Annotated in this window: 14 protein-coding genes and 3 pseudogenes; 11 read left to right on the top strand and 6 right to left on the bottom strand. The window is 38.7% G+C overall.

The genetic code is table 11. The annotated features are described in order from the left end of the window. Window positions 1-90: 90 nt before the first annotated feature. Window positions 91-459, top strand: coding sequence for a VOC family protein (locus ACFG4S_RS00390; protein WP_392530085.1), 369 nt, complete (start codon window positions 91-93; stop codon window positions 457-459). A 123-nt stretch (window positions 460-582) separates the two neighbouring features. Here ACFG4S_RS00390 and ACFG4S_RS00385 read toward each other — a convergent pair whose 3' ends face one another. The 3 genes from ACFG4S_RS00385 to ACFG4S_RS00375 all read right to left on the bottom strand — a co-directional run bounded on the left by ACFG4S_RS00385 (window position 583) and on the right by ACFG4S_RS00375 (window position 4875). Further along, entirely contained in the window at window positions 583-2829 is a 2247-nt protein-coding gene (locus ACFG4S_RS00385) for an ATP-dependent RecD-like DNA helicase (RefSeq protein WP_392530084.1), read from the bottom strand. 307 nt (window positions 2830-3136) lie between these two features. Continuing rightward, window positions 3137-4105, bottom strand: coding sequence for a ParB/RepB/Spo0J family partition protein (locus ACFG4S_RS00380; RefSeq protein WP_392530083.1), 969 nt, complete (start codon window positions 4103-4105; stop codon window positions 3137-3139). Further along, complete coding sequence (locus ACFG4S_RS00375; RefSeq protein WP_094333603.1) at window positions 4102-4875, bottom strand: ParA family protein; 774 nt, start codon at window positions 4873-4875, stop codon at window positions 4102-4104. The genes ACFG4S_RS00380 and ACFG4S_RS00375 overlap by 4 nt, the downstream gene beginning before the upstream one ends. Window positions 4876-5382: 507 nt before the next feature. On the opposite strand from ACFG4S_RS00375, the gene ACFG4S_RS00370 reads away from it, so the two are divergent. The 10 genes and pseudogenes from ACFG4S_RS00370 to ACFG4S_RS00325 all read left to right on the top strand — a co-directional run bounded on the left by ACFG4S_RS00370 (window position 5383) and on the right by ACFG4S_RS00325 (window position 13044). Beyond that, entirely contained in the window at window positions 5383-5517 is a 135-nt protein-coding gene (locus tag ACFG4S_RS00370) for a hypothetical protein (protein ID WP_392530082.1), read from the top strand. A gap of 51 nt (window positions 5518-5568) precedes the next feature. Further along, window positions 5569-6084 (top strand): hypothetical protein, encoded by a 516-nt coding sequence (locus ACFG4S_RS00365; protein ID WP_392530081.1) that lies wholly within the window; start codon window positions 5569-5571, stop codon window positions 6082-6084. A 417-nt stretch (window positions 6085-6501) separates the two neighbouring features. Next, the gene (locus ACFG4S_RS00360) at window positions 6502-7464 is read left to right on the top strand and encodes a ParM/StbA family protein (protein WP_392530080.1); all 963 of its coding nucleotides are present in this window, start codon (window positions 6502-6504) and stop codon (window positions 7462-7464) included. Window positions 7465-7466: 2 nt separating this feature from the next. Next, window positions 7467-7757 carry a hypothetical protein gene (locus ACFG4S_RS00355; RefSeq protein WP_392530079.1) on the top strand — a complete coding sequence of 97 codons (291 nt, stop codon included), beginning with the start codon at window positions 7467-7469 and terminating at the stop codon, window positions 7755-7757. Between the two features lie 154 nt (window positions 7758-7911). Further along, window positions 7912-9084, top strand: a pseudogene (locus ACFG4S_RS00350) (ATP-dependent helicase); the annotation flags it as partial. A 155-nt stretch (window positions 9085-9239) separates the two neighbouring features. Then, window positions 9240-9542, top strand: a pseudogene (locus ACFG4S_RS00345) (ISAs1 family transposase); the annotation flags it as partial. A gap of 77 nt (window positions 9543-9619) precedes the next feature. After that, window positions 9620-10213: a transposase family protein gene (locus ACFG4S_RS00340; protein ID WP_392530078.1), complete on the top strand. Its 594-nt coding sequence runs from the start codon at window positions 9620-9622 to the stop codon at window positions 10211-10213. A gap of 64 nt (window positions 10214-10277) precedes the next feature. Further along, window positions 10278-10514: pseudogene (locus ACFG4S_RS00335) on the top strand (transposase family protein); the annotation flags it as partial. A 127-nt stretch (window positions 10515-10641) separates the two neighbouring features. Next, entirely contained in the window at window positions 10642-10800 is a 159-nt protein-coding gene (locus ACFG4S_RS00330) for a hypothetical protein (RefSeq protein WP_392530077.1), read from the top strand. An 813-nt stretch (window positions 10801-11613) separates the two neighbouring features. Next, window positions 11614-13044: a deoxyguanosinetriphosphate triphosphohydrolase gene (locus tag ACFG4S_RS00325; RefSeq protein WP_392530076.1), complete on the top strand. Its 1431-nt coding sequence runs from the start codon at window positions 11614-11616 to the stop codon at window positions 13042-13044. A gap of 278 nt (window positions 13045-13322) precedes the next feature. On the opposite strand, the gene ACFG4S_RS00320 is transcribed toward ACFG4S_RS00325, so the two are convergent. The 3 genes from ACFG4S_RS00320 to ACFG4S_RS00310 all read right to left on the bottom strand — a co-directional run bounded on the left by ACFG4S_RS00320 (window position 13323) and on the right by ACFG4S_RS00310 (window position 15680). Then, window positions 13323-13877: an AAA family ATPase gene (locus tag ACFG4S_RS00320; protein ID WP_392530075.1), complete on the bottom strand. Its 555-nt coding sequence runs from the start codon at window positions 13875-13877 to the stop codon at window positions 13323-13325. Continuing rightward, on the bottom strand, window positions 13874-14233 hold the full coding sequence (locus tag ACFG4S_RS00315) for a hypothetical protein (protein WP_392530074.1): 360 nt from the start codon (window positions 14231-14233) through the stop codon (window positions 13874-13876). The genes ACFG4S_RS00320 and ACFG4S_RS00315 overlap by 4 nt, the downstream gene beginning before the upstream one ends. A gap of 145 nt (window positions 14234-14378) precedes the next feature. After that, the gene (locus tag ACFG4S_RS00310; protein ID WP_392530073.1) at window positions 14379-15680 is read right to left on the bottom strand and encodes a hypothetical protein; all 1302 of its coding nucleotides are present in this window, start codon (window positions 15678-15680) and stop codon (window positions 14379-14381) included.

Below are 15680 nucleotides of genomic sequence, written 5' to 3'. Positions count from 1 at the left end.
CAAGAGTCACAATAGCAGTGACGAGCGTATGATTTGGCAAGTAGGATAGATTTGGGGTGCTTCACCAGATAAGGAGAAACTGAGCAGTATATGTTTAAGGGCGTTCAAGCTATATTTTTTTTCGTAGATGATGTTGTTGCAGCTGCTCAATGGTATGGCGAGCTTTTAAATATACCAATGAATTACTTTTATGTAGAAAATGAAATACGAGGAGCATTGATTGATGTTGGCGGCGTTGAAATGTTTTTCCATCTGGCAGATGAAAAAATGCGTCCGGGCAACGCAGGTCAAGTAGCGTATTGGCGTGTAGACAACTTTGAGCAAGCATTAGATTATGTCCAAAAGCATGGTGCAAGGCTTTATCGAGGCCCTTTGGTAATTGAGGGGCAGCAAGCAATTTGTCAAATGTGGGACCCATTTGGAAATCTTTTTGGTATGCAGGGTAAAACCTGGGTCTAAGGCAGGTGAAAGAACTTAACAAAAATGCTTTTTTTAAATCGGGGGATTTTAAAGTATAAATCAAATAATTCAAGAAACTTTTTTATTTTTAATAGTCAAAATTCATCACCAATAGATTACATCTCACCAATTCAGTTCTGCCTGAAGTAACCTCTGCTGTAACCTTGTGTACCGCCGTTGGTCATCAGTAGAGCGCACCGCCAGAGATATCGCTTTTTTTGCTCCAACCACGATCGCTAACTTTTTGGCACGGGTCAGCCCGGTGTAAAACAGGTTCCGGGTCAACATCATATAGTGCTGCATATATATTGGCAGAACTATCACCGGATATTCTGAGCCTTGGCTTTTATGTATATTAACGCTCCAGGCTAAAGTAATTTCATTCAGGTCAGCATAGTCGTAAATCACAGTACGCTCTCCATACTGCACAATTACTTCTTGTTCAACAGTATCAATGTCAGTGATAATTCCCAAATCTCCATTGAAGACTTCACGCTGGTAATCATTCATTTGTTGAATGACGCGATCGCCAACTCGCAGTATCATCCCACCTCTGTTAATCTCAACCTTGTCAGGACTGGGTGGGTTGATTAACTGCTGCAACACAGTATTAAGGTTGCGAGTCCCTACCAAGCCCCGCGACATTGGACAAAGTACTTGCACATCAGTAGCAGGATTAAAACCTAAGCGAGGAATCAAATCGGTAATCAATTCGCAGATTGCTTGCACTCCATGTTCAGGCTGATGACCGCCGCCATGCCACAGACAATCAGACACAGGATTATCAGAGATTGGCTCGATTGTGGGATAAATTCCTCGATTAATTTGGTGAGCAGCAGTGATAATAGCACTTGTTTGAGCTTGGCGGAATACCTGAGTTAACCGCACTACTGGCACACGACCAGAATTAATCAAATCAGCAAGTATTTGACCTGGGCCCACAGATGGTAACTGGTCAATGTCACCCACCAACAACAGTAAAGCGCCAGTTAGTACTGCTTTAATTAAGGAGTAAGCCAGAAACAAATCAAGCATCGAAGCTTCGTCAGCGATAATTGCCGTGTGGGGTAAAGGATTTTCACTATCGCGCTTGAAACCCCTTGAGCGGGGGTCAAATTCCAACAAGCGATGAATAGTCTTGGCTTCCAGCCCAGTCATTTCACCTAAGCGTTGAGCAGCCCGTCCAGTTGGTGCTGCCAGGGCAATAGATTTACCCATTGCTTTCCAAAGTGAGACAATGGTGTGGGTGGTGAAAGTTTTTCCAACGCCAGGGCCACCAGTAAGGATCATGATTTTGGAATAAGCTGCTGTTTCTACAGCTTGGCGTTGCTGTTCTGAAAGCTGAATTTTACGGCTAGCGGTGAAGCGGTCTATCCAATCACGCACGCGCTCAATGTCAGTATCAACAGGCTTTTCTAAGCGTTGGCGGATCAGTTGAGCTAAATTCTGTTCAGTATGGAAGTAAGTCGGTTTGTAGCAAAGTAGGGTTTTATCCTCATCCCACTCTCTAATCAGTTCATCTGTTAGAGCCATGTCTTTGATGATTTGTGCGATTGCTTCTTCTGTGGGCTGATGAGATTCGGTTGTCAGTAGTTTTATTACCAACTCAATCAATTCGCTTTGTGGCAGGTAACAGTGGCCATCTTCGGCAGCTTCACTTAAACAGTGGATAATTCCTGCACGGTAACGAAATTCTGAGTCAGGGGCAATTCCGATATTCCGTGCAATCTTGTCAGCAGTTAGAAAACCAATCCCGTAAATGTCGGCTGCTAGCTGATAAGGGTTATTGGTAACAGTGGCAATTGCTTCATCCTTATATTGCTTGTAAATCTTCACAGCATAAGTGGTAGAAACGCCATGCCCTTGGAGAAACACCATCACTTCTTTTATGGCTTTCTGAGTTGACCAAGCGTTTTTAATTAACTTAATCCGCTTTTTGGCAATGCCTTGAACTTCGATGAGCCGGTCAATTTGGTTTTCGATAATGTCCAGGGTTTCTAAACCAAAGTGGGCAACAATGCGTCTTGCTGTGACTGGCCCAACACCTTTGATCAGTCCACTGCCCAAATATTTCTCAATTCCGGTGAGAGTGGCTGGTTTGCTTTCTTTGTAGTTGACTACTTGGAACTGGGGGCCAAATTGTGGATGGTCACGCCAGAAACCAGTTAGCTGTAGAGTTTGACCTGGCTGAATATTAGCAAAGCTGCCGACAATTGTTGTCAGTTCGGTGCTACGGGGACGGGTCAGCCTTGCCACAGTGTAACCCGATTCAGCAGAGTAAAAAGTTAGGCGTTCTACGACTCCGGTGATTGTTTCGTGTTGAGGAAAGGCGCTTACTTGTTGAGGGGAAAGATTAGGGGGAGTGGACATTGCTTATGATCAGATGCCGCACATTATTATAATATTGGAAGTCAGCTAATTATAGTACATAAATACTAAGCAAGATGCCCGGTATTAGGAGTTCGGGATAAGATATCCTCGAAACTTTTGATTTATGATTGTTCGATCTGAACCTCTATTTTAGTCTATTCTCAATAAGGCAGATTGTTGAGATTTAACAACTACCGCTCGTACTGCAACATCTTACTAAACTACTTGAGATAAGGTCACACTCAATCCCCGAAATATTAGTGGTATAAAATCAAATTTTTTTTCAGTTTTAGCTAATTTATTTTTATCAATTTATGAAGTCATTTTTCATCAATACATCCAACTGAGCCAAGAGCTTCTCTAGCTTTGCTTTTTTTTTCGGATCATCCCATACCTTGGACTGCTTAAAACGGCGAAGTGTGTCCTCAACGCGGTCTTTAAGAGATGTTGACTCTGTTTGAGTGCGAGACTCTGATTCCGGCTTCTGCTGAATTTCTGAAATCTTTCGCTTAATTTCGCTCAATGAGAGATTGTAGGCGAGCGCGTCTTCTAGTAGTTGAATTCTTGTTTTTTCATTTTTCACCTTAGCGATTGCCCGTGCTTTGGTGTACTCAATTTTTCCTGAACGCAATACTGAAAGCACATCTTGAGGGAGATTGAGTAAAGGCAAGCGATTGCGAACAAATGAATCCCACTTCATGCCTCCTAAAACTGTAAATATTTCCTCAACAAGTAGAGTTTGAGAATTACCCGTAACGTTACGGGTAATTTTTCCTTTAGCTTCGTTTTCCATTTTTTGAAGCAGTTTGACGGTTTCTGACGTACTGATTGACAACCGAAATGCCAATAGTTCAAGGATACCTTCAGTCTCTTCTAGTGGATTGAGGTCTTCGCGTTGCAGGTTTTCAACAAGGCGCACTTGGTACGTAGTCGCATCATCCATTATGCGGACTACTACAGGAACCTCAGTTAAAAGAGCCATCAATGCCGCTTTGTAGCGTCTTTCTCCGGCTACTAATTCATAATCGCCCTCAGAGAGCGGACGCACTAACAGAGGTTCGAGAATACCCAATTCTTTGATTGAATGTGATAGTTCTTCAAGCTTCTGCTCATCGAAATAGCGCCTTGGCTGTGAGGAAGGTAGCTTAATTTTGGCAATTGCAATTGTGTTAGTAGCGCTGGCTTGATCCTCAGATTGTGACCCAGTTACAGTGCCAAACAGCAGATCGACAGGTTTTTTGATTGCAGCGTAAGGTTCGTTACGTTTGCTACTCACAGTTTTAATTCAAGTTTATCTATGCTATCAGCAATTTTTTTGAGTACACCCACGGCTGGATGGTTTTTATCAAATAATGCTAGTGGGACTCGGCGCTCAGAAGCATCGGCAAAGGCAATAGTTTTTGGAATTGGTGGATATACAGGAGCTATCTCTGATAGTTGTTCTTGTACAGCTTTAAGTGTACGCGATTCCTGGGCAGTCCGACCATCGAACATTGTAGGAACAAATCCAGCAAATTGCAATCTGGGGTTGGTATGACTGCGGACTTGGGTGATCGTATTGAGTAAAAGTTCAGTTCCCTTAAATGACTTAAATTGACATTGGATAGGAACGAGAATGTGAGTAGCAGCAGTGAGGCTGATGATACTGAGTAACCCCAAAGAAGGTGGACAGTCAATGAGAATGAAGTCGTAATTATCTTGCACAGCCAAAAGCCCATTTTTTAGGCGATATTCTCTAGCGATCGCACTACTAAGTTGCATTTCACTAGCGGCAAGATTAATGTCAGCAGGGACAAGTGCCATACTATGAATCGGCTGGGGATAGATAGGTAATGGTCTGTTATCAACTATTGTTTGTTGAATACTGATACTCAATTCGTCTGGTTCGAGTCCCATAAATGTAGTGAGAGATGCCTGCGGGTCCATATCCACAAGCAAAACACGACGTTTTTTAAGTGCAAGGTGGTAGCCCAGATTTTGAGTAAGTGTTGTCTTGGCAACTCCACCACTTTGGTTAAATAGTGCAATAATCCGGGTTTGGCTCACTTTAATAAATTGCAGTTATCGCAAAAAGTACTTCTAATACAGGCAGATTGTAGCGCTTGATTAGGGGGAATACAACTCTTAGAGGTTGCAAGATTACTTTCCATTCCATACTGCCTAGAAGTTGCTTGTAGCAAGAGTATACAAGTTGTCATTTGAATACCGCGAACGCGAATTGTATTTGGTGGGAGCAGAGAGAGTAAATGAACTATAAGCAATTGTCTTAGATGCAGATACACGAACAAAAGGCGACTAACTTCTGCCAGTGTTAAAAAAATCCGAATCTGATTCTGATAACTTATGCACGCTACCAGTATTGCACTTTTTATTTCCAGCATCGCCAATGATTAGCATTGCTGACACACGAGAAATTGCATGGGTAATCTTGCTTGAAAATACAACAGTACAACAAATATTTCTAGCCGATATCTGATGAAATATATCTAAGATAAACGCTTTTTTGGTACTACCAACAGGGAATAAAAGTGCGAGTTTACAAAAGAGCTAGTAATGGGAGAATATAAAGAACATCCTGCACTGATTAAAGTGAAAGTCCAATACCCCAACTGTGAGCAGACTGGTATCAGATTAAAAACAGGAGAAGTACTTTCGACAACAGCGATTCCTTCTCCTTGGCAGCAATGATGGCACACTCCCTCCTCAAGAGTGATTAGTAAGAGATATTTACGATTGATAATGCAAAAGTTGAAAATTTTACCCTTAATAATAACTGCACTAACGGCACTGACACTAACTAGTTGCAGCACTACTACTGCTGAACAGTATGAAGCTACCGCACTCACCAGTTACACCTGGCAAGTTAAGTATGCGAATAATCTAACTAGTGAACCACGACCCCGCATTGAAACCTTTGCTACTACTTCGGTGCTGAATCGAAATGGAGTAAAACCATCGGGAGAAGTAATTGGCCCAGATGATCGAGGGCTATGGTGGCCTACTTTACCGCCGAGGCCAAGTGTTGATGAAGTTGAACAACGCAAAAAATCTCCAGAAGAGGCAGGCAAACCTGAATTAGTGAAAGATGTAAAGTACAAACTGACTTATGGGGTGGGTAATACTCAGCAAACACTACCTACTAATTATGATGTTTATCGGCAAGTAGTAAAAGCTTACCCCCAAAAAACTCCTTTGGAATTGACTTTGGGTGTAAATGATAATTCAGTAGAGAAAGCTGAACCTGTAAGCAAGTAATAACCCACTCGTTACGTAGTCAGCAAGAAGTTAAAGATCAAAACTGAATTGCTTTTCAACAAAAAATTGATATTAAAGTATAAATCAAAGAGTCAACGATGATCTAAATTAATTTCTGCTGCATTGATAAAAAGATTTCAAAAAATTCTGATGGGGGCTATATAGGGGCTATATATACCCCAACAATAGCTCAAGACTTTGGTAAGATTTTGACCCCTATATAGGTGATATATAGGTGCTATATGGGGTACATTTGACTAATTGAGATTTTGTACCCCATTTAGCCCCCAAGGGGTTATGATAAGCTCTTGAGATTAGGAAAAAAAGAGGTAGTTATTTTATTCTTCTCTCCCCTACTCCCTAAAATTACCTGAACAGATAATTTTCACTTTCTCAAAGTGTATTACCTTTGTCTTTATGTCAAACATTCACACCTTACAAAAAATTTTTCCGGCGGGTTTCGATAACGGTTACGGAAGTCTCAAACTTTTAGTTGAAGGCTTTGAAGTAGTTCGTGTCCCCAGCTATATAACAAATGCCGAGATGGAAGATGTGCCAGGGCGTGTAGTTTTTAACGGTACTGCTTACACAGTTGGAGAGTCAGCTTACCGGACAGGGAATTATTTTGACCGCAACACAGACAATAATGAAAACAAAGTCAACAACGCATTACTGACTTTATTGGGTGCATTGGCACATCTCCCACACCGTAGGGCTTGGCACTTAAAATTAGTTGTCAGCTTACATGACGTTGCTCTGGCTGACGAATTACAAAAAGTACTCAATGGAGAATATCAGCCAATACTTGCTGGCAAACAATCAGACGTGAAAGTAGAAGTGCTAAAAGTTGTACTAGAGGGTATGGGTGCATTGTTTGGGCATCCACTACCAAAAAAATTAACCATTTTAGACTTTGGCAATGGAACAACCCTGTATTCTCGTTACAACCGGGGTCAACGAGAAGTTCACACCGCTTACCCCATTGGTGTAGAAGTTCTCATCGATGATATTTCCCAAAAAATGAAACATTTAAATGGCGGAAAAATCGGAGACCCATCCAAAATCCGATTTTGTTTGGAAATGGGGCATACCAGATACAGCCGTGACATCGATATCAAAGATATATACAGCGCTTCTTTAAAAGATTGGTATGAAAAATACTTGAAGAAAGTGGTGAATCTGACACTTGATGCCAAGCACCAGGGGGATGAAATCTGGGCGATTGGTGGAGGCTGCCTTTTACCAGGATTTAAAAAATTGTTAGAGAAGAACGGTTTCAAGATTCTCGACAATCCGGTAGAAGCCAATGTCTTTGGGCTTTTAGAGATGGCAAAGACCATCAGCAGTAAAAATCCAGCATCTACATCTCTTAAGTTATAACAATGGCAGACAAACTTGACTTAACCCCAGAAAAAGTTCGGATCAAAGATAGCTACCGAGAGCGGATATTTGCCGAATCACAGCAATTAGGTAAAAGTTACCTAGAGACGCTCTACTTTATCATTGATTGCTATTTTGCTTTTAGGAAGGGTGCATTTCCCACACAACAAGTAGCTTTCACGCCGACTAATACAGAAAATAACAAAGTCACCTCTTGGAGTTCAACTTCATTTACAAAGGAGGAAGAAGAAGATTCTGATGGAGAAACATTCAGCCTTGATTTTGATTTGTAGCCAAAATGTAGGATTTATGTCTGATTTATGAACAAGCGATCGCACTATAGCGTCATCGCTTTCTTTTGCATAAAGAAAATAATTCTAGCACCTCTGTTTGCTAAAGTAATTCTAAGGCGCGTGAATTTCCAAACAATCCAGAGGCATCACAACAATGAGAATACTTCATGGCACCTGGATACCAAACGAGGAAACTGACTTTATTCAGTCAGGGTCATTTTACTTGTGGGTAGAAACTCAATCATTCAAAAAAAATCACACCAATAGTCAACAAATTCATCCTGGACATTTGGTTAAATCCGAATTAATCGCCTTTTTGGTACAAGAATTGGGAATTAAAGAAGACAATACTGAATTTTCCCAACGCATATCTCCTAAATACTTTGCCTTACCAACAACCAATAATCAGCCCCTACCCTCACCAGAATTAACCAAGTATTTAGAAATTGAGTTGACTGATAGTTATGAAGAATTCCAATACTGGCAGGTAGATTGTTATGAAACAGTAGTGTCTACCAAAAACGTCACAGCACTTAATATTATCAAACTACTTAAAGATATCCATTTTTTAGCAATATATAATGCCGAGAAGTTTCAAATTGGTTCAGATTTATTATTTTGGTATCATTACACTCAGAGTTTTAAACAAGTAATCCTCAAAGACCAATTTATTCCCGCCCTAAAATATCGACAGTTATCATCGAAAAATCCGAAGAAAAAAGGCAAAAGCAAGACTGATAAAGCAGCATTTGAAATTTATGCCACCTGGGAAATTATTTCCGAACAATATGAAGCAAATATTCTGAAATATATTGACTATATGCCACTAATATGTGTGGCAGGTAAAGCAACAGTTAGTTATCCTATTGAGTTTTTTGATCGAGAAACACTATTGCGTCACTTTTCCGAATATGTACTTGATGATTTAGTGACTCACACCCCATCAACAGCTGCTTTTGACAAACAAATTGCTGATTCTCTAATTGAATCTTGCTTTTATCCTAGTCAGCATAATCCACTAACAACAAATACTGCCCTCAAGGAATATCAGCAATGGTTGGTGTGGAAAACCAAAATTACCCGCACTCAAGCTGATTCACCTTTTCATCTATGCTTCCAGTTACATTCTCCTGATAATGAACAAATAGACAATTGGCAAATTCAATTTCTAGTAGCCAGTAAACAAGACCCCTCTTTGAAGTTGGCCTTAGCAGACTACTGGACAATGAATCAATCTACTAAAACTGGCGTACATAAAGATTTTGGTAAAGATTTTGAAACAAATTTGCTTCTGAATCTGGGTTATGCAGCCAGGATGTATCCCAGGGCAAACGCATCTAAATATAGTACATAAATACTAAATAAAGGATAAAGGCAGCGATGCCTACGGCGGGCTTCGCCTACGCGTGTGGTATGAAGGATAAGCAATAGGGCATTGATGGTAAAGTCATTGTAAAAGTAACAATATTGCCGAAGGAAGGCGTGAAACTCAAGCCCAAAATTACAATTGCTGACCACTTTGCACAGATGTCAGATCCACGAATAGATCGTACAAAACGTCATAAGCTAATCGATATTTTGACTATTGCCATTTGTGCAGTAATATGTGGGGCAGATAGTTGGGTGGCAATTGAAACATACGGATGTGCAAAGTCTGAGTGGTTAAAAACGTTTTTAGAGCTACCAAATGGGATACCATCCCACGACACGTTTGCAAGAGTCTTTGCACAGTTGAATCCTCAACAATTTCAGTCATGTTTTCTAAACTGGATGAAATCAATAGACTTGTCCGAAATATTAACTTAGGAAAAGAAAAATGGTAAAACGTTTAAGTAAGTGTCTACCATTTTTCTGTATTAGTTATGGTTTTTGATTATATCCAGAAGTATCCACACCGAACGAAACAAATTCTAGGGATTAGTTATGAACAGTTGCAATCACTGTTAAATTGTGCCATAAATCGTTACAAGGAAATAAAAACTAAACAAGAAAGCCAAAAAATTAGAATCAATGCGCCTGGTGGAGGTCGTCCAGAAAAATTATTAATCCAAGAGCAGATATGTTTATGCTTATTTTATTTAAGACAAATGCCAACATTTCAAGTATTAGGAATGTTGTTTGGTGTTTCTAAAACAGAAGCTAATGATACATTCCATGATTGGATACCCATTCTTCGTGACATCTTACCATCTAGTTTATTAGAACAAGTCTCAAATAATGAAAGCGATTTACTGTTTGTTCAAGAAGTCTTAACAAACTTCAGATTATTAGTCGATAGCATGGAACAGCCGATAAATAGACCTTCTGACGATAAAGAACAACAAAAATATTTTTCAGGAAAGAAGAGGCAACATACTTTAAAAAATCAAGTAATTGGGTTGCCATCAGCTAAAGATATTGTCGAGGTAGATGTAGGCTCTCGTGGGCCAACAGCAGATATAAGGAAAGTTCCGTAAGTCTCAGGAAAAATTTGATAAGTCTCAACCATTTTCAGGGGATAAGGCATACCAAGGTGGTGAAAATATTACTACCCCTCATAAAAGAAAACCTAAACAAGAATTAACCCAGCAACAGAAAGATGAAAATAAGGCTTTATCTAGTAATCGTATATTTATTGAGCATTTGATTCGGTTGCTGAAAATATTTCGCATAGCCTCACAAAGATTTCGCTTAAGAAGTGATACTTACGAACAGATTATCTTAACAGTTTGTGGCTTAGTTAGGCTAAGAATTGGTAGTTTAGTTTTACCAAATTAATTACTATTAATAGTAATGCTAATTTAGATAATTAGGAAGTATTATTTATGGCTCTAAACTATCAGTAACTATCTCAAAACCTTATGATTACGTTTTCACAAAGATATCAAAGCTTGCTCTCAAAGCTTTGAACAGTCTGGCTTTGGAGTTTTCGGACAAGTCTATTGGCAAGCGATCGCTCAAATTTATCTTTCATGAAACGCAAAATGCGATCGCCTACGCAGGTAGTGGCTACGCAAAATCAGCTTTCTTTACCAAAATCACCTCATCCATAGAGAACTTGTGACTTGAAGAAGATTTTAGACAAGGTTTGGAAGGAGAAGTTGGACAAGTTGCAAGCTGAAATACTTATAACTTCGTTAAGACATTAATCAAGCGATGCCTTCGGCGGCAAGCTACGCAACTTTGGATAAAGAAAATGGACATATAATAACAAAAATGGAAGAAGAAAATGGACGCAAGTCCATATAAATACTACTCAGATACCTACTTTTTCCTAACTCGTGAGATTTCTTACTAGCGTTGCGAACGCTTGCTAACCTTGGCATTGCTATTGGCAAAACCTTCATCTTGCATACAGGGAGATAGTTTGAGCAGTTTAGCTTTCCTTTATGTGATTTTTTGGATGTTTTTGTCAGGTAAACTTGAACAACTTGTCCAAAATATTCTTCAAGTCACACATGACCTCGTTTTGAGTCAGGTAATCAATGATAGTTTTCACAAAGTGAATTTAAGTGGTATTGAAACTGCTAACTTCTAAATATTTTCCAAATGCTTGTTTCCCTGCATTTCTATCCAAACCAACTAACTGACAAATGAACAGCTTGAGGTTCACGGTACTGGTAATTTTCAGTTAAGGGTTAAATTGTGAATTACTTAAATATATACTGCTTAACCAAATTAAATTGCTACTTAGTATTTGCTTAAAGCTTTTAATACTTAAAATTGAGTGTGTTTACTTTACTGTAAAAATACTTAAATTCTCAACTATTTTATTATTTTAATAATTACTTTATGTGGAATTCACGGTAGTATACGGATAATGCTTATGTTTTATTTTAAATACTGTATTAATTTATTAAAAGGAGCGTAAGCCAATATGAGTTTAAAAAAAATGCAATGGAACAAATTACTATGTAGTGAACGTCAAGGATACGAAAGACATCCTAATGAAGATCCTCATAATAGAAATCCCTTTGAGAGAGACTACGATAGAATTATATTTTCAGAGTCTTTCAGAAGATTAAAAGATAAAACACAAGTTTTTCCAATCAATGATAACGATCATGTTCACAATAGATTAACTCACAGTTTGGAAGTATCATGTATAGGAAGATCATTAGGTCGGATTATAGGCGTACACATACTTGAAAAGCATAAAGAATCTTTAGGTGAATTAGTTAGTAAAGAAGGTCTGACTGAAGCTAGTTTTGGTGCTATAGTACAAGCTGCTTGCCTAGCTCACGATATAGGTAATCCTCCATTTGGCCATTCTGGTGAAAATGCTATACAAGCTTGGTTTTATTCAGAGATAGGAAAAAAGCATCTAGAAGAATTAACTCTTCAGGAAAGAGAAGATTTAGAATTATTTGAAGGTAATGCTCAAGGATTTAGGATTATTACAAGAGTGGAAGGACAAACTGGGCGTATGGGTATGCAGCTAACGTATGCTATTTTGGCTACTTTCAGTAAATATCCTAGAGAATCATTACTTGAGATTAGAGATGATAATATAGTTTTAACACAGGAACACCAAAGCAGAACTAGCGCTAAAAAATATGGCTTCTTTCAATCAGAGAAGGAAATATTTAAAGAGATTGCAGAGAAAGTTGGTTTAATACGAATTGATGATAATTTAGCATGGTGGTGTAGGCATCCATTAGCTTTTCTTGTAGAATCTGCTGATGATATATGCTATTTAATTATGGATTTTGAAGATGGGTTTAACACAGGATATATAGATTATAGTACTACTATAGATTTACTAAGTGATATTGCAGGAAAAGAACATTTAGATTTTTTACAAAAAGCAAGTGATAAATCTGTTAGAAGAGAAAATATCAGGTATTTACGTGGTAAAGCAATAAATAAGCTGATAGAAGTTGTTGTTGAAGCATTTAAAAATCATGAAGATGAATTACTTACCGGCAGTTTTGATAGACCGTTATTACATACTAATACTCAGAACATCAATCAGAAAATACAAAATATTAAAAATGAGATTAAAAACAAAGTATATAAATGTCAAGAAGTTCTTAGTATAGAAGTAGCAGGATATGATGTTGTATCAGGCTTATTAAATGAATTTATTATTGCTGTAAATGAAGAACAATCTATAGTTTACATTAATAAGAAAAATAAAAAAAGTGAGAAAATTAAAGAAATGATCCCTCGTCAAACAATGTTTAACGGACAGCAAGGAAGTAAAAACTATTTAAATATTTTAAGGGTAACAGATTATATATCAGGAATGACAGATTCTTATGCGGTTTCATTATTCAAAAAAATTAAAGGTATTTCTCTTGGTTAAATATATGTAAACATTAGTGAATTTAGAAGTTAAGTTATAAATTAATTTAGCTTTAAATAGAATTCAATAATCAGTATAGAACTCCTAAATTATTTGTAAATAACAAAACTCCAGACTTTTCTAAGAGATCGGGGAGTCTGATACCAATTTACAGTTCGGAATTAAAAATGAGGATTAGCAAAGCTTTCAGAATTTACATCTGTATTAGATTTTTCGTGAAATGGTATGAGCAAGCAACATTTTTACAAATCAAATAGAATTGCTATATCTTTATTACTTTAAAACTTCTGAAAGTCTTGTTGGTCAAGCCAAATCACTATTTCTTCAGCAAGCTGCTCTATTTTTCGGCTACTATCTACTATCAAATCAGCCATATCTCGCAATAATGTTTGCACTTGTACCTCCGTAGAATGTGCATCAATTTGTTGTAATTCTTCATATTGAGTTAACCCTTTCTCAATTAAGCGAGTTTCGCGTGTTTTATCGTTTACCGCTATAAAAACAACTAGCAATGGTGAGGGAAGAACAAGCTTACGCAGCACAGAAACAGCTTCAACATGACGGATGCCATCAATAATTAATGGTCGTCCCGGTCGCCAATTAGCTTGTCCTAAAACTGAGCTACAAAACTGTTCTATTCCCCGGTTAACTAGAGAGGCACCAACAGTCTGCAATACTTCTCGTGATTCTCCTAAACCTTGGTGCTGTGCTACAGTCCGAACATAGTCGCCAAAACTGACACGTTGCCATCCAAGGGATAAAGCTACCTCGTTTGAAAGTGTTGACTTACCACTAGCAATACTCCCAGCGAAGCCAAGAACAACCGGTTTCATAAAATTCCTAAATCGAGTTGTAGTTGACTAGAGCTTTCGTGCAGCACTACCCAACCACGGCGATCTCGCTTAACGAATTTGATTGGTTCTATAGGCTTAACGTGTTGAATTCGCATTAAAGTCGCAAATGTTGCTGCCTCACGCTCTTTCCAAAAATCGGGATCTTGGGCACATATAGCTGTTGCAAAATCTTCTTTGATAGTTTGCCATGATGCAGGATCTAACTGATAAAACCAAACATAATTAACTTGACATAATCCGACAATTGGACCGCTAGATTGCTTTAATAACACAACGTCACCTTTATCTACGCGGTTATATGGAGCAAATTTACGCGTTGAAAACCTTGACTCCACAGTTTTCTTTCCATCCAAAATAAATTGGAGATAGGGCTCGACAAAAATGGCTAAGTGAAGTGTAAAGGGTATTGCTTCAAGCGAATTCAATTCCTCTAAATAACTTTCCCAAAAAGAATCACCCTGTACTGCTGACCTTAGTTGATCAACCAGCGGGTTTAAAGAATTTTGTATCGTTCCGCTGTTTTTCAAAAAATAAATTCTCCTTTTGCTCTATGGTTACAATATCTATAATCTGATTAGCAGTGTGAGATACAAGTTCAGCTTCATTTAAATTTAACGGACGTTTTAGAGTTGCAGCTAAAATTTCATTAGGCGATCGCTCAAATGCTAAGGCTTGTAAAATACGCAATAGCATACCTCGTCCTTGACAAGCAAAGATCCGGTTTCCAGAAGTCCAAACATCAGCTAACTGGCGACGCGAATCTCTCCGACTCACTGATTGAAGCACATCTCCAGGTACAATTGATATCAGTGATGGATTGGTAAAACTTGATAAATTTGGCTGCCGAACACGTATTCTTACACCAAGCAGCACTTGTTCAATCCATTCATCTTCTTGTGGCCAAACTGTTGGGCGTGGGCTTTCTGTTTGATGGTTACGCAAGAATACTGCTAGATTACCATGCCGCCATTCACTTAAACCTGTGTGCAGTCCTTCCGTTTTGAGAACATTAAACTCAAAAGGAGAGGTCATGTAGGACAGAGCCGCTAGCTCTAATTTGACGAGAGTTAGACCAATCTGTTCTGCCCAGTCCAAAATATTTGCCCATTCTTGCTCAATGCCGGGGCGAGTGCCAACGGGAGGCATACTGATAAAAATATATCCGCCAATTTTGCAGAGTTGACAAGCGGCCCAAAGAAAAGATTGAATATGCTTTGGATACCAGGGTGGGTCAAGGACTGCTGTTGCTGCCAAAAAATTCGGTAGCGGATCTTTAATCAAATCACATTGGAGTACCTGGTTTTTTTGTGCTACTGGAGCAAAGCTATCCGTTATGGTGCGACTTGCCTCAAGCAATATCAGTTGTCGTGAGTAGGACTTTTCAATCCCCATACGCAGCAAACTAGGAGTTCCCAGTAATGCAATAGTCTCACCAGAATGTGTGAGTTCTGCACATTTATCTAACAAGCACTGAACTGTTGCATCACTAAATCGCCAATCATAGTCAAGGGGATGTGGAACAGGTAAAGCAATTTGGTGAGGTGAGTAATTTTGCCTATTCAGGCTAAGTCTATCTAATTCGGTGAAATCTGCTAGAACCTGAGCGGAGATTTTTTGGGTGGAGGCAAGGCGTTGAAGAGATATGAGGGCAATGGATGGATATACTCCAGGCAGTAATGCTACCAATTGGTTAAATGTTTTTGCTCCACGAGCAATTGCCTCAAGCACCCAACCATCAACAGCTTCTTCAAAAATCTGTGTTTCAGTTTTAGTAACTGTCAT

The organism is Nostoc sp. C117, from assembly GCF_043099735.1.
Taxonomy (GTDB): Bacteria; Cyanobacteriota; Cyanobacteriia; order Cyanobacteriales; family Nostocaceae; genus Nostoc.
This window is presented reverse-complemented; position numbering and strand designations above follow the sequence as displayed.

What these genes read in the sequence shown, in the direction of transcription:
- ACFG4S_RS00390 (WP_392530085.1), top strand. Translation starts at nt 91, where the DNA reads ATGTTTAAGGGCGTTCAAGCTATATTTTTTTTCGTAGATGATGTTGTT.
- ACFG4S_RS00385 (WP_392530084.1), bottom strand. Translation starts at nt 2,829, where the DNA reads ATGTCCACTCCCCCTAATCTTTCCCCTCAACAAGTAAGCGCCTTTCCT.
- ACFG4S_RS00370 (WP_392530082.1), top strand. Translation starts at nt 5,383, where the DNA reads ATGGGAGAATATAAAGAACATCCTGCACTGATTAAAGTGAAAGTCCAA.
- ACFG4S_RS00365 (WP_392530081.1), top strand. Translation starts at nt 5,569, where the DNA reads ATGCAAAAGTTGAAAATTTTACCCTTAATAATAACTGCACTAACGGCA.
- ACFG4S_RS00360 (WP_392530080.1), top strand. Translation starts at nt 6,502, where the DNA reads ATGTCAAACATTCACACCTTACAAAAAATTTTTCCGGCGGGTTTCGAT.
- ACFG4S_RS00355 (WP_392530079.1), top strand. Translation starts at nt 7,467, where the DNA reads ATGGCAGACAAACTTGACTTAACCCCAGAAAAAGTTCGGATCAAAGAT.
- ACFG4S_RS00340 (WP_392530078.1), top strand. Translation starts at nt 9,620, where the DNA reads ATGGTTTTTGATTATATCCAGAAGTATCCACACCGAACGAAACAAATT.
- ACFG4S_RS00325 (WP_392530076.1), top strand. Translation starts at nt 11,614, where the DNA reads ATGAGTTTAAAAAAAATGCAATGGAACAAATTACTATGTAGTGAACGT.
- ACFG4S_RS00320 (WP_392530075.1), bottom strand. Translation starts at nt 13,877, where the DNA reads ATGAAACCGGTTGTTCTTGGCTTCGCTGGGAGTATTGCTAGTGGTAAG.
- ACFG4S_RS00310 (WP_392530073.1), bottom strand. Translation starts at nt 15,680, where the DNA reads ATGACAGTTACTAAAACTGAAACACAGATTTTTGAAGAAGCTGTTGAT.